This is a genomic window from Streptomyces parvus (assembly GCF_014648875.1).
Taxonomy (GTDB): domain Bacteria; phylum Actinomycetota; class Actinomycetes; order Streptomycetales; family Streptomycetaceae; genus Streptomyces; species Streptomyces parvus.
The window spans coordinates 715,940-729,919 of the sequence record NZ_BMRY01000002.1 but is presented as its reverse complement, the minus strand read 5'-3'; the positions used below and the strand labels follow the sequence as shown (position 1 = coordinate 729,919).

The window sequence follows — 13,980 nt, the reverse complement described above, 5'->3', positions numbered from 1 at the left end:
CTCAGCGCCCATCAGCCGCGATCGCGGTCATCGTCAGGTGGGAGGCGATGAACACCCGGTCGCCGCCCACCGTCCACCGGAAGCCCACGTCGGGCTGGCTCGGGTCGCTGTACTTCCATCTGGCCCTGCCGGTGGCCGCGTCGATGGCCCACAACGTCTTGGCGCTGTCCGTGGCGAAGACGGTGTCGGCCGAACACTGCGCCTCTCTGCCGCCCAGCCCGAGGGATGCCTTGAAGAGGTTGGCACCGCCCGAGTCACTGGCGCCGTCGAGCGTCGCGATCCACCGGGGCGTGCCATCGGCCGTGGCCAGGGCCACCAGTTCGCTGCCGACCGGTACGTAGACGGTCGCGCCGTCCAGGCTGGAGAACGGCGCTCCCACGCTGACCCGGTCCCCGTTCCTCGCCTCGAAGCGCTGATGCCACTTCTCGGTTCCCGTGGCCGCGTCGACGACGGAGAGCGTGTCGCCCTTGCCGCCGGCGAAGAGGAAGTTCCCGTCCGCGTAACTGGTCAGCGGCCAGCCGCTGCCGAAGTAGTCCGAGGGATAGCGCAGGGGCACCTTCCAGCCGCGGGCGCCCTTCCTGGCGGCGTCGATCATCTGGACCCGGCCGGGCTGCTTCGCCGGGACGGCCGAGGCGGCCAGCAGACGGGAACCGGAGGGCGGCACGAGCACGTTGTTGATGTCCGTGCCCTGCACCTGCCACAGCTTCTTCCCGGTGGTGGCGGACAACGCCCGGATGTAGCCGGTCTTCGGGGCCTCGACCGAGAACTTCCCGTCGCGCACCAAGCCGCATACGTAGACGGTGCCGCCCGAAGCCGCCAGGTACTGCCTGCCGTAGTTCGACACGATCTTGGCCCCGCCCGGGTCGCTCGCGGCGAGGCTGACCGCCCACTTCACCTTCCCGTCGGCGGCGTCGAACGCCGCCAGCAGGTCGAACTGCCCCGGCGTCTCGCAGAACAGGTAGAACACTCCGTCCGCGTAGGCCGTGGGGTGGTGGCTCGAGTTCGCACCGAAGGTCTTCCTCGCGTTGAGCGCTTCGAACGCGCGGTCTCCGCTCGCGGCCTCCAAGAACGAGGTGGCCTTGTCCGTGACCACCATGACCACCTTGTCGGAGGCCTCCAGACAGGTGGGGGCGCGCTTCCCGGTCCGTGACCAGGCCTTGACGGCGTCGGGCCCGGCCAGCACGACCGGTTCCGGCCCGTCCGCCGATGACCTCGACGGGGAGGGGGCGGACGTGGTGCGCGCACCCGACGGGCGGGTGGGCCGCGCGGTGGTCCCGGGTCCGCCCGCCCGGCCCTCGGGAGGCGGGGACGAGTCGCCGGAGAACGCCAGTGCCGCCGCCCCTCCACCGAGCAGCGCCGCGCCCCCGGCCAGCGAGATGATCAGGTTGCGGCGGCTGACACCTGTCCCGGGGGCGCGGACCGGCCGTGGCGGAACGGGGACCTGGACGGCACGGGCGGAGCCGACCGCCGCGGCCGCCGCCGCCATGTCGGCGGTCACCGCCGGTGCCAGCCATCCGCCTTCCGGTGCGGGCAGCCCCTGATGCTCCAGGTAGTCGACGAGCTGCTCGGCCGTGGGGCGGTCCGACGGTTCCCGGTACAGGCAGCCGCCGATGACCTCGCGCAGCGACGCGGGCAGGGCGTCCGTGTCCTGCTCACCTCCGGAAGCGGCGTACAGCACGGTCGATCCGAGGCCGAACATGTCGTCCGTGGGCGACGGTGGCGGACTCGCGGTGGCTCCCACCAGCCCCAGGGTGCCGATGCGGGGGCCGTCCATGGTCAGCAGCACCGAGTCCGGATCCACCTCACCGTGGACTGTTCCTGCCCCGTGGAGTACGGCCAGGGCCCGGGCCAGGCCGTCGGCGAGCACGCGCAGAGCCGGTTCTCCCAGGGCGCCGTGCCGGTCCACCGCGTGCCGGAGCGGCAGTCCGGCGGTGAACCGGGTCGCCACCCAGGGAACCGGGGCGTCGGCGTCGGCATCCACCACCGGTACGAGGAAGGCTCCGGACAGTCTCCGTGCTGCCTCGACGGCGGCTCGTAACCGGTCCCGGAACTCCGGGTTCGCGGCCGGTTCGGGCCCCACGACCGTGACCGTGACCAGCAGCCCCTCGTCCGTGCGGGCCGCGAAGAGTTCGCCGCCGCCGACCGTGCGCCCGCTTCCGAGCAGCGCGTACGGCCCGATCCGACGATTCCGCCCGGCTCCTGGAACCTCCATCGTCAGCCCCTCACGTCAGGTTGATCGTCTGGTCACGGGCCGCCTGGTAGGCGTTGCCGCCGCCGGACACGTGGGCCGTCATGGTCGTGGGCCGGCCGGGTTCCTCGGTCGGCGCCGCACCGGGCCCCGGGTCGGCGGCGGCACCGGGCAGGAGAGCCGCCAGCGCGTCGCCCAACTGCTCCAGGCCGTCCGGCAGATGGGTGTCCGGGACCCGGAGGAACTGCAGGCGCCCCAGCTCCGCGATCTCGGCCGGCAGTTCCGAAGCGTCGGGCAGCATGGTCGCGTCGCCCAGGAGCACCGGGACCACACGGTTTCCCGCCCGCAGAGCCGTCGCGATCTCCAGACGGACCCAGTCATGATCCCGGTCCAGGAGCCGCACACCGTCCTCGTTCCGCGCGTCGAGCCACTCCGGCCCGATCAGGACGCACATGAGCTTGCATGCGGCAGCCTGGCTCCCCAGGACCTCGGCGAAATCGGCACCGGGCGGAATCGACTCGCTCGACTTGAAGATCTCCTCGGCCCCCAGGCGGTCGGACAGCGCGCGATAGACGCGCTCCCGCATCCACCGGGAATCCCGTTTACGAAAGCTGAGGAATACGCGCGGCACAATTTCCCTCTCTTCAGCAGGAGTTGACTGCGGGGATCGTGCTCACCCTAGGGGCGGAGCAATCCCCGGGCAGCTATTCACCGAGGATTGAATAGCTGCCGTACGTCTCCGTACGCTGGCGGGTATGGATGCGGTGGAGCGCGCAGCGGGGACGGTCTCGGCGGGGGCATCCGGTGGCACGCGGCTACCGCCGGGCGACTTCGGCGTCGTCCTGGCCACGCTTCGGGCACGTCGCGGCTGGAGTGTGCGTGAGGTCGCCCGCCGGGCGAACGTGTCCGAGGGGCAGATCTGCAATCTGGAGAGCGGACTCCGCAACCCTTCGCCCGCCGTGGCGGCGGCCTGCGACGCGGCCTTCGGCGCCGACGGGGAACTGGTCGAGCTGGCCGGGTCCGGGCGCCGCGGCACCCGGGACGACAGCGTCGTCGACTCCGGCCCGGTGATCGCCGGGTACGAGCGGGTTCTCGAAGAGTTGAAGGGCATCGGCAGGTCGACCGGACCGAGGTTCGTCACCGCTTCGATCACATCGATCATCCGCATTCTGACGGACACCGGACAGCGCGCCGTCGGCGAGCAGCGTGCCGAGATCTGGTTGCTGGCGTCGAGGTTCGCCGAGTACACGGGGTGGATGGCGCAGGAGGCGGGAAACTCCGCGGAGGCCTTGCGCTGGACGAATCTCGCGGTCCGCTGGGGTGCGGACGGCGGGGACGAGACGGTCGCCGCGTACGCCCTGACCCGCAAGGCGTTCATCGCCCAGCACCGCGGCGACCCCGGTGCGGCGATCGGATTCGCGGATCAGGCGGCCCGGCACCCGGCGGCGGACCCGGTGATCCGCGCCCACGCCGCACGGCGCGCGGCTCTGGGTCATGCAAGCCGCGGTGACGTCGGAGCCTGCCGGGCCGCGTTGGAGCGGTTCCGGAGCCACGCCGCCGAGGACGCCGGCGGCACCCCGCCGCACTGGGGCCCGCGCATCGGGAACGGCAGCTCACATCTGCTCGAAGCCTCCTGCCTGCTCGGCCTGCGCCGCTTCGGCCCGGCCGCCGATCTCTTCGCGTCCGCGTCCGGACCGGCCGTTCCGTCGGACAGCAACTCCAGGGCGCGCTTCGCGGTACGGCAGGCGACAGCCCTGGCCGGCATCGACCGGCTCGACGACGCGTGCCGGATCGTGGACGCCGCCCTGCCCACGATCAGACTCCTCGACTCCGCCACGCTCCGCGCCGAGCTGGCCCGATTCGTGGCGGAGGCCCGGCCCCGCGGGGCCGGGCCCGGTCAGCTCGCCCTGATCGACACATCGGCCGCCCTGGCGACCGGCTGACCGTACGGAGTCGGGGCAGGCTGCTCCCGAAGGGTTCGGGCCGTCACCCCGTCCGGGATGCGGGCCGTCGTCCCGTCAGTCCCGCTCGTCGAACTTCGCCGCCCGCAGGTACTCCGGCTTCGGGTCCAGCGCCGCCGCCAGGCGGAAGTGGCGGGTCGCCCGCTCCGGGTTCCCGGACCGTTCGAAGGTGCGGGCCAGGGCGAAGTGGGCGAACGCGTTGTCCGGCTCGCGCTCCAGGACCAGCTCGAATTCCAGCTCGGCGGGGCGCAGTTGGGCGGCGGCGAAGAAGGCGCGGGCCCTCAGCAGCCGGGCGGCGGTGTTCTCCGGGTGGGCGGCGATCACCGAGTCGAGGAGCTTGACGGCACCCCGGGGGTCCCGGGCGTCGAGCAGGTGCTCGGCCGCCCGGAAGTCGATGACGTCGGTCTCCGGGTTCCTCTCGGGCACGGTCGCGTCCTTCCCTCTCCTCGCGATCGCCTGGCGATCGCCTCGCGCGTGTCAACCGTCCGCCCCGGCTGCGCTATTCCGGCCGGAGCGCTCCCGCCGGCCTCGCTCAGCGGGCGGTGGCGGCCCTGCGGACCAGTTCGTCCCAGACCTCGCGGACCCGGGTCTCCAGCGCCTCCCGTGGCCCGTCGTTGTCCACGATCAGGTCGGCGACGGCCCGGCGCTCCTCCCGGGTGGCCTGGGCGGCCATCCTGGCACGGGCGTCGGACTCGGTCATTCCGCGCAGCGTCACCAGCCGGTGGAGCTGGGTCTCGGCGGAGGCGTCGACGACCACGACCAGGTCGTAGAAGGAGGCGAGCCCGTTCTCGGTGAGGAGGGGGACGTCGTGGACGACGACGGCGTCCTTGGGAGCCGCCCGTTCCAGTTCGGCCGCGCGGGCACCCACCAGGGGGTGAACGATCGCGTTGAGGGCGGCCCGCCGCTCGTCGTCGGCGAAGACGAGCGCACCGAGCGCCGGGCGGTCCAGGGTGCCTTCGGCGGTCAGGACGCCCGGCCCGAACTCCTCGACGACGGCCGCGAGTCCGGGCGTTCCGGGCTCGACGACCTCGCGGGCGATCAGGTCGGAGTCGATGAGGACGGCACCGTACGAGACGAGCAGCCGCGACACTTCGCTCTTGCCGGCGCCGATACCGCCGGTCAGGCCCACTTTCAGCATGGGCCGCAGCCTACGGGCCCGTCCCGGGCCCTCAGCCCTCGCCCTCCCGCTCGGCGAGGAACCGCTCGAACTCGCGGCCGATCTCGTCGGCGGACGGCAGGTCGACCGGCTCGGCGACGAGGTTGCCGCGCGTCTCGGAGCCGGCGACGGCGTCGTACTGGTGCTCAAGGCCCTCGACGAGCGAGACGAGCTCCTCGTCGCCCTGGCCGATCTGCCGGTCGATCTCGGTCTGGGTGCGGTGCGCCTCGGTGCGCAGGGAGTGTGCGAGGGCGGGCAGCACCAGACCGGTCGCGGCGGTGATCGCCTCCAGTGCGGTGAGCGCGGCGTCCGGGTAGGCGGAGCGGGCCACGTAGTGCGGTACGTGGGTGGCGACCCCGAGAACGTCGTGACCGGCCTCCATCAGCCGGTACTCCACGAGGGCCTCGGCGGAGCCGGGCACCTGGGCCTCGTCGAAGGGGCTGCGGTGGCCGGGCATCAGGTCGGTGCGGTTGCCGTGCGGGGTGATGCCGACGGGGCGGGTGTGCGGGACGCCCATGGGGATGCCGTGGAAGTTCACCGCGAGCCGGACGCCGAGGCGCTCGACGATCTGCTCGACGGCGGCGGCGAACCGCTCCCACTCCACGTCCGGCTCCGGGCCCGAGAGCAGCAGGAAGGGCGCTCCGGTGGCGTCCTGGACGACCCGGACCTCCAGGGCGGGAGCCTCGAAGGACGCCCAGCGGTCGCGCCGGAAGGTGAGCAGGGGGCGCCGTGCGCGGTAGTCGACGAGCCGGTCGTGGTCGAAACGTGCCACGACCTGGTGCGGCAGCGTCTCCAGCAGGCCGTCGACGATCTGCTCGCCGGTCTCACCCGCGTCGATGTAGCCGTCGAAGTGGTAGAGCATGACCAGGCCGGCCGACTCCTGCGCCAACGCCATGTCGACGACGGCCAGGCCCTTCGGCTCCCATTCGTACAAACTCTGCGGATCAGGCACGGTTACCGCTCCTCCTCGTGTTCCTAGACAAGAACACGACCGGCGGCACGGGCATTCCCCGCGCGCTGATCTTTCCCCTGCGGCAGCGGGTCACGGCACGTCAGTTGCCGGTGGGGCGAAGCCGCTTCATCGCTTCCGGCACCGCCCCCGCCGATCCTGGTCCAGACCTTGACGCGCCCCGCCGCCGTCCCTACCGTCACTGGGCAGCACGTTCAGACACACATCCCGCATTCATGTACGAGAACACCTGGACCCCTTCGACGGGAAGGCACCCCCCATGCGCACCCGCTCCCCCCTCGCCGTCCTGCTCGCCGCCGCCCTGGCCGCCGGTGGTCTCACCCTGGCCGGCGCCGGGCCGGCGAACGCCGCGGTCATCGACGTGAGCACCGCCGCCCAGCTCAAGTCGGCGCTCACCACCGTCTCCCCCGGCGACACGATCCGGCTCGCCGACGGCACGTACACCGGCAACTTCAAGGCGACCCGGCCCGGCACCTCCGGCGCGCGGATCATCCTCACCGGCTCCAGCAGGGCGGTCCTCACCGCGGGTGGCGGCTACGGGCTGCACCTGAACGGCGCCTCGTACTGGACGGTCCACGGGGTCACGATCAAGGGCGGACAGAAGGGCATCATGGCCGACACGGCGAACGGTGTCGTGATCGACTCGGTAACCGTGCACGACCTCGACATGGAGGGCGTCCACTTCCGTAAGTCCTCGGGCGACGGCGTACTGAAGAACTCCCGGATCTACGACACCGGGCAGAACGGGCGCGGCATGGGCGAGGGCGTGTACGTCGGTTCGGCCGGCGATCTCTCCGACCGGAGCGACAACGCGCAGATCCTGAACAACACCATCGGGCCGGACGTCGGCGGCGAGTCCATCGACATCAAGGAGGGAACGACCGGTGCGCGGATCATCGGCAACACCTTCGACGGCCGCGGCCTGACCGGCGCCAACTACGACGACTCCTGGGTCGATGTGAAGGGCAACAACGTCCTGGTCGAGGGCAACAAGGGGTCCCGCACCACCAACAACGGCTACGAGACGCACACTCAGCAGAGCGGCTGGGGCTGCGGCACCGTCTTCCGGAACAACTCCTCGAACCTGACCGGGGCCACCGGCGACAGGCAGCTCGCCATCAACGTGACCAACAACAGCTCCAGTTGCCGCACCACCGTCTACGCGAGCAATACCGTCACCGGCGGCAAGGGTCTGACCAACATCGCCGTCACACCATGAAGATCTGAACACGCGAGTGAGGCCCGCCCCCCGAAGGGGGCGGGCCTCACTCACCGCTCTCTGCAGCTACCGCAGCCGATGAGCCGCCGGGGTCCGGAGCGTCAGCTCTGGCCGCCCGCGAGCTTCTCGCGCAGCGCGGCAAGGGCCTCGTCCGACGCCAGGGCGCCGGAGTTGTCCGCCGACTCCGAGGAGTACGAACCGCCGCCACCGCTGCCGCCGGAGGCGGCCGGAGCAGCGCCGGCCGGGGCGGCAGCACCCTCGGCCGCAGCGGCCTCGTCGGCCTCGCGGGACTTGATGACCTGGGCCTGGTGCTGCTCGAAGCGCTGCTGCGCCTCGGCGTACTGGGTCTCCCAGACCTCGCGCTGCGCCTCGAAGCCCTCGAGCCAGTCGTTGGTCTCGGGGTCGAAGCCCTCGGGGTAGATGTAGTTGCCCTGGTCGTCGTACGACGCGGCCATGCCGTACAGCGTCGGGTCGAACTCGACCGAGGCCGGGTCGCCACCGAAGGACTCGTTGGCCTGCTTCAGCGAGAGGCTGATGCGACGACGCTCGAGGTCGATGTCGATGACCTTGACGAAGATCTCGTCGTTGACCTGGACGACCTGCTCCGGGATCTCCACGTGGCGCTCGGCCAGCTCGGAGATGTGGACCAGACCCTCGATGCCCTCGTCGACGCGGACGAACGCACCGAACGGAACGAGCTTGGTGACCTTACCCGGGACGACCTGACCGATCTGGTGCGTACGGGCGAACTGCTGCCACGGGTCTTCCTGCGTCGCCTTGAGCGACAGGGAGACGCGCTCGCGGTCCATGTCGACGTCGAGGACCTCGACGGTGACTTCCTGGCCGACCTCGACAACCTCGGAGGGGTGGTCGATGTGCTTCCAGGACAGCTCGGAGACGTGCACGAGACCGTCGACGCCACCCAGGTCCACGAAGGCACCGAAGTTGACGATCGAGGAGACGACGCCGGAGCGGACCTGACCCTTCTGCAGGGTGGTGAGGAACGTCTGGCGAACCTCGGACTGGGTCTGCTCGAGCCAGGCACGGCGGGACAGGACCACGTTGTTGCGGTTCTTGTCCAGCTCGATGATCTTCGCCTCGAGCTCCTTGCCCACGTAGGGCTGGAGGTCGCGGACACGACGCATCTCGACGAGCGACGCCGGGAGGAAGCCGCGGAGGCCGATGTCGAGGATGAGACCACCCTTGACGACCTCGATGACGGTACCGGTGACGATGCCGTCCTCTTCCTTGATCTTCTCGATGGTGCCCCAGGCACGCTCGTACTGAGCGCGCTTCTTCGAGAGGATCAGGCGGCCTTCCTTGTCCTCCTTCTGGAGAACCAGGGCCTCGATCTCGTCGCCGACCTTGACGACCTCGTTCGGGTCGACGTCGTGCTTGATCGAGAGCTCGCGGCTCGGGATGACACCTTCGGTCTTGTAACCGATGTCGAGGAGAACCTCGTCCCGGTCAACCTTGACGATGACACCGTCAACGATATCGCCGTCGTTGAAGTACTTGATCGTCTCGTCGATCGCCGCGAGGAACGCGTCCGCGTCGCCGATGTCGTTGACCGCAACCTGCGGAGTGGTGGCGGTGGTCTCGGTGCTGCTCGTCATGTGGGAAAGGGCTCCGGTACGGACAGAGAGTCGTAGGTACTGCTACGCCGAAAGCCCGTATCGCCATCTGCAGAAGCCGGACAGCCTGGAAAGCGCGCAATCCGTTTCCGGAGAGGCGCCTCGACAACCGAGGGGACATGCAACAGACGCGAGCGCGGCCTGCTAGGTCTGAGGCGCGCAGGCTCGCAGCGCAACTTGTAGCATACGGGGGCAGCCGGACAGGGTCAATGCGCGAAGGCGCACACCCGGGGCACATCGCCCCATTCCCGGCGCAACTCGTGTTCTCCGAGGCCACATGGGCCCGAGAACACCACGGCACGGCGCCACAGGACGCGTCCGTACCTCCGGGAGGTACGCCCCCTGGTACGGACCGCACGCGGCGGGTGAAGGCAAACTACAACGACGGGCACGATGAGCCAAGAGATCCACGGGACCTACTCCTCGGAACCCGGAGAACCCGCAGAGCCCACAGGGTCTCCGGAGCCGGAGGCCACACGCCGCGCGGCGGACGAGGCCGAGAGCAGCCGGGCCAGCCGCGGCTGGTGGGACCGCAACGCCGACGAGTACCAGAGCGACCACGGCGGCTTCCTGGGGGACGACCGCTTCGTCTGGGGCCCGGAGGGGCTCGACGAGGCCGAGGCGGGTCTGCTGGGGCCCGCGGCGTCCCTCAAGGGGCTGGACGTCCTGGAGATCGGGGCCGGGGCCGCCCAGTGCTCGCGCTGGCTGGCCGCCCGGGGCGCCCGCCCGGTGGCGCTGGACCTCTCCCACCGCCAGCTCCAGCACGCCCTGCGCATCGGCGAGGGCCTGCCCCTGGTGGAGGCGGACGCGGGCCGGCTGCCGTTCCGGGGCGGCTCCTTCGACCTGGCCTGCTCCGCGTACGGGGCGGTGCCGTTCGTCGCCGACCCCGTGCGGGTCTTCCGCGAGGTCCACCGGGTGCTGCGGCCCGGCGGGCGGTGGGTGTTCTCGGTGACGCACCCGATCCGCTGGGCGTTCCCGGACGAGCCCGGGCCCGAAGGGCTCTCCGTCGCCGCCTCCTACTTCGACCGCGTCCCCTACGTCGAGCAGGACGAGGCGGGCAACGCCGTCTATGTGGAACACCACCGCACGCTCGGCGACCGGGTCCGGGACGTGGTCGCGGGCGGTTTCCGACTGGTCGACCTGGTCGAACCGGAATGGCCCGCCTGGAACAACCAGGAGTGGGGCGGCTGGTCCCCGCTGCGGGGCAACCTGATCCCTGGCACGGCGATCTTCGTGTGCGAGCGGGACTGACCGTCCGGACCGCGTCCGCCCCGTACGACACTGGGGGCGTGATCCGTACCGAAGCCCTGGACCGCCTGCCCGTCCGCACCGCCGTGCCCGCCCTGGAGCGGGCACTCGACGACCGGGGCGTCGCCGTCCTGTGCGCCCCGCCCGGCACCGGCAAGACGACGCTCGTCCCGCTGGTGCTGGCCGGGCTGACCGGCAACGGGCCGGTACGCCGGGTCCTGGTCGCCGAGCCGCGCCGGATCGCCGCACGGGCGGCGGCGCGGCGGATGGCCTGGCTGCTGGGCGAGCGGCCGGGCGAACGGGTCGGCTTCACGGTGCGCGGCGAGCGCGTGGTGGGGCGGGAGACGGTGGTGGAGGTCGTGACCACCGGGGTGCTCCTCCAGCGGCTCCAGCGCGACCAGGAGTTGCCCGGGATCGACGTGGTGATCATCGACGAGTGCCACGAGCGGCACCTGGACGCGGACACGGTCGCGGCCTTCCTCCTGGACGTACGGGAGGCGATCCGGCCGGATCTGCGGCTGGTGGCGGCGTCCGCGACGACGGACGCGGAGGGCTGGGCGCGGCTGCTGGGCGATGCCCCGGTCGTCGAGGCCGAGGGGGTCGCGTACCCGGTGGAGGTCCTCTGGGCGCCGCCCGCGCGGCCGGTGAAGCCACCGCACGGGATGAGGGTCGATCCGGCGCTGCTGACACATGTGGCGGCGACCGTTCGGCGGGCGCTGACCGAGCGGGAGGGGGACGTGCTCTGCTTCCTGCCCGGCGTCGGGGAGATCGGCCGGGTGGCGGGGCAGCTCGCCGGAGTGGACGCGGAGGTGCTCCAGGTGCACGGGCGGGCCCCGGCCGCCGTGCAGGACGCGGTGCTGGCCGGGTCGTCCGGCGTACGACGGGTGGTGCTGGCGACCTCGGTGGCGGAGTCCTCGCTGACGGTGCCGGGCGTGCGGATCGTCGTCGACTCGGGCCTCGCGCGCGAACCCCGGACCGACCATGCCCGGGGGCTGAGCGCCCTGACGACCGTACGGGCGTCCCAGGCGGCCGGCCGGCAGCGCGCCGGGCGGGCGGGGCGGGAGGCTCCGGGGGCGGTGTACCGGTGCTGGGACCAGGCCGAGGACGGGCGGCTCGCGCGCTTCCCGGCCCCGGAGATCAAGGTGGCCGACCTCGCGGCGTTCGCGCTCCAGGCGGCGTGCTGGGGCGATCCGGACGCCTCCTCGCTCGCCCTGCTGGACCCGCCGCCGGCCGGGGCGATGGGCGCGGCCCGGGAGGTGCTGGGGGCGATCGGCGCGGTGGACGGCGGCGGCCGGGTCACCGAGCGCGGCGTACGGATGTCCCGGCTCGGGCTGCACCCCCGGCTGGCGCGGGCGCTGCTGGACGGGGCCGCGGAGGTGGGGGCACGGCGGGCGGCTGAGGTGGTGGCGCTGCTGAGCGAGGAGCCGCCGAGGGAGTACGGGGACGATCTCGCGGCGGCGCTGCGGGCCGCCCGCCGGGGCCAGGACGGGTACGCGGCGCGCTGGAAGCAGGAGGTGCGGCGGCTGTCGGGTCAGGTGGACGGCTCCGGCTCCGGGAGATCGCCGGGCTCCGGGGCCGCGCCAGGCTCCGGTTCCGGTTCCGGTTCTGGCTCCGGCTCCGGCTCCGGCTCCGGCTCCGGCTCCGGCTCCGGCTCCGGCGAGGGTCGCTCCGACGATGCCGTCGTCGGGCTCGTCGCCGCTCTGGCATTCCCCGAGCGGGTGGCGCGGGCCCGGGGTGACGGGGCGTTCCTGATGGCGTCGGGCACGGGCGCGGAGCTGCGGGAGGGGTCGCCGCTGCGCCGCTCGCCCTGGCTGGCCGTGGCGGTCGCGGACCGGCCCGCCCACGCGGCCTCGGCCCGGGTGCGGCTGGCGGCGGTGCTCGACGAGGACACCGCGCTGGCGGCCGCCGGGCATCTGCGGGTGCGGGGCGAGGAGGTCCGCTGGGTGGACGGCGAGGTCGTGGCCCGGTCCGTGGACCGGCTGGGGGCGGTGGAGCTGGCGGTACGGCCGCTGAAGCAGCCCGATCCGGAGCTGGTGCGCGGGGCCCTGGTGGAGGGGTTGCGGCGCGAGGGGCCCAGGCTCCTGCGCTGGAACCGGGACACCGAGCAGCTGCGGTCGCGCCTGGCGTTCCTGCACCGGGTGCTGGGGGCGCCGTGGCCGGACGTGTCGGACGGGGCGTTGCTGTCGGACCCGGACGCATGGCTGGAGCCCGAGCTGTCACGGGCCCGGCGGCGCTCCGATCTGGGCCGGATCGACGCGGGTCAGGCGCTGCGCCGGCTGCTGCCCTGGGCGACCGGCGATGCGGCCCGGCTGGACGAGCTGGCGCCGGAGCGGATCGAGGTGCCGAGCGGGTCCCGGATCCGCGTGGAGTACGGCGGGGAGCAGCCCGTGCTTGCCGTGAAGCTCCAGGAGTTGTTCGGGCTGGCCGAGACGCCCCGGGTGGCCGGGGTCCCGGTCCTGGTGCACCTCCTCTCCCCCGCCGGACGCCCCGCGGCCGTCACCGCGGACCTGGCGTCGTTCTGGCGGGAGGGCTACAAGGCGGTGCGGGCGGAGCTGCGCGGCCGCTACCCGAAGCATCCGTGGCCGGAGGACCCCGCGACCGTACCGGCGACGCGGTACACCACGGCGAGGCTCAAGCGTTCGTAGGACTCTCCGGCCGCCGGGACCGCGCCTCCAGCCAGAGGGCGAGTGCGGCCAGTCCGATGCCGAGTCCCAGGAAGCCCCAGGGCAGGTACGAGGTGAGGAGGAGGACCAGGACGCGCTGGGACTTCACCAGGTCGACGGTGTCCACGATGTAGTCCTCGCGCATCTTCACATGGCCGGAGAACGCGGTGACGGTGTCCTCGGACATGCCCATCTTCTTGGCGTCGCGCAGCTCTTCCCGGTGGATCTCCTCGCCGTTGACGGGGGCTCCGGTGACCGGGTCGACCCAGAACATCCGCTTGGTGGTGTACCAGCGGGTCATGCCGGTCTGCGCGATCTGCTCGGCGGTGATGCCCTCGATGGGCATCTTCTTCGGCATGGGGACCTTGGTCCACGGGATGGTCTGCTCGAAGTAGTAGACCTCCAGGCCGCGGAAGGTGCGGGTGCCCTTGTAGTGGATGGGGGCGGTGGTGCGGGTCTGGGCGTCGAAGTACTGGTAGTCCCGTTTCTCGGTGAGGAAGGGCCACTTGAACTCGATGCCCTCGCGGCGGACCGGGTCGCCGTCGACCATCTCGCCGGTGGCGTTGACGGGGGCCTGGGTGTGGGCGTCGAAGATGTAGCGTTCGGGGATGGCGGAGACCGTCTTGCCGTCGGGGCCCTCGATGTAGGAGAGCGCGTCCCAGACGACGACGTCGCGTCCGGCGCTGCGTTCGATCTTCTCGGACTCCTCCACATTGCCCTTGAGCGTCTGGACGATGGTGACCTTCTCGACCTTCTTCGCCTTGAGGGTGGAGTAGTCGAGGAGGACGGCGGGCTTCGCCTCCAGGACGACTTCCTGGTACTGGCTCGGCGGGATCTTGGCCAGGCGCGGGAAGGCGTACCAGCGCAGCAGGGGTGACAGGGCGGCGAAGAACACGGCGAAGGCCAGGAGTACGAGACCGGCTCGGCGGCGCATGGTGGTG

The 13,980-nt window shown here is 72.0% G+C and carries 11 protein-coding genes; 4 read left to right on the top strand and 7 right to left on the bottom strand.

The genetic code is table 11. From position 1 onward, the window contains the following. Position 1: 1 nt before the first annotated feature. Both IE140_RS09410 and IE140_RS09405 read right to left on the bottom strand, forming a co-directional pair. Positions 2-2,212, bottom strand: a complete 2,211-nt coding sequence (locus tag IE140_RS09410) for an outer membrane protein assembly factor BamB family protein (protein WP_150196718.1) — start codon at positions 2,210-2,212, stop codon at positions 2-4. Positions 2,213-2,222: 10 nt separating this feature from the next. Further along, positions 2,223-2,819: a toll/interleukin-1 receptor domain-containing protein gene (locus IE140_RS09405; RefSeq protein ID WP_150196719.1), complete on the bottom strand. Its 597-nt coding sequence runs from the start codon at positions 2,817-2,819 to the stop codon at positions 2,223-2,225. 124 nt (positions 2,820-2,943) lie between these two features. Here IE140_RS09405 and IE140_RS09400 point away from each other — a divergent pair, with 124 nt between their 5' ends. Then, the gene (locus tag IE140_RS09400) at positions 2,944-4,131 is read left to right on the top strand and encodes a helix-turn-helix domain-containing protein (protein ID WP_150196720.1); all 1,188 of its coding nucleotides are present in this window, start codon (positions 2,944-2,946) and stop codon (positions 4,129-4,131) included. A 75-nt stretch (positions 4,132-4,206) separates the two neighbouring features. Here IE140_RS09400 and IE140_RS09395 read toward each other — a convergent pair whose 3' ends face one another. From IE140_RS09395 to IE140_RS09385, 3 genes are all read right to left on the bottom strand, one after another. Further along, entirely contained in the window at positions 4,207-4,575 is a 369-nt protein-coding gene (locus tag IE140_RS09395; protein ID WP_006123722.1) for a tetratricopeptide repeat protein, read from the bottom strand. A gap of 106 nt (positions 4,576-4,681) precedes the next feature. Beyond that, positions 4,682-5,287, bottom strand: coding sequence for a dephospho-CoA kinase (gene coaE, locus IE140_RS09390; protein WP_109178157.1), 606 nt, complete (start codon positions 5,285-5,287; stop codon positions 4,682-4,684). Between the two features lie 31 nt (positions 5,288-5,318). Further along, on the bottom strand, positions 5,319-6,257 hold the full coding sequence (locus IE140_RS09385) for a PAC2 family protein (RefSeq protein WP_006123724.1): 939 nt from the start codon (positions 6,255-6,257) through the stop codon (positions 5,319-5,321). A 277-nt stretch (positions 6,258-6,534) separates the two neighbouring features. Here IE140_RS09385 and IE140_RS09380 point away from each other — a divergent pair, with 277 nt between their 5' ends. Next, positions 6,535-7,494 (top strand): right-handed parallel beta-helix repeat-containing protein, encoded by a 960-nt coding sequence (locus IE140_RS09380; protein WP_150196721.1) that lies wholly within the window; start codon positions 6,535-6,537, stop codon positions 7,492-7,494. A gap of 101 nt (positions 7,495-7,595) precedes the next feature. Here IE140_RS09380 and rpsA read toward each other — a convergent pair whose 3' ends face one another. Further along, positions 7,596-9,110 carry a 30S ribosomal protein S1 gene (gene rpsA, locus IE140_RS09375; protein WP_006123726.1) on the bottom strand — a complete coding sequence of 505 codons (1,515 nt, stop codon included), beginning with the start codon at positions 9,108-9,110 and terminating at the stop codon, positions 7,596-7,598. Positions 9,111-9,521: 411 nt separating this feature from the next. Between rpsA and IE140_RS09370 the strand changes: the two genes are divergently transcribed. Together IE140_RS09370 and hrpB are read left to right on the top strand one after the other, a co-directional pair. Next, the gene (locus IE140_RS09370) at positions 9,522-10,379 is read left to right on the top strand and encodes a class I SAM-dependent methyltransferase (RefSeq protein ID WP_189460273.1); all 858 of its coding nucleotides are present in this window, start codon (positions 9,522-9,524) and stop codon (positions 10,377-10,379) included. A 38-nt stretch (positions 10,380-10,417) separates the two neighbouring features. Further along, entirely contained in the window at positions 10,418-13,021 is a 2,604-nt protein-coding gene (gene hrpB / locus IE140_RS09365) for an ATP-dependent helicase HrpB (RefSeq protein ID WP_189460272.1), read from the top strand. On the opposite strand, the gene pgfA is transcribed toward hrpB, so the two are convergent. Then, positions 13,008-13,973: a cell envelope lipid trafficking protein PgfA gene (gene pgfA / locus IE140_RS09360; RefSeq protein WP_093439969.1), complete on the bottom strand. Its 966-nt coding sequence runs from the start codon at positions 13,971-13,973 to the stop codon at positions 13,008-13,010. The genes hrpB and pgfA overlap by 14 nt on opposite strands. Positions 13,974-13,980 lie beyond the last annotated feature (7 nt).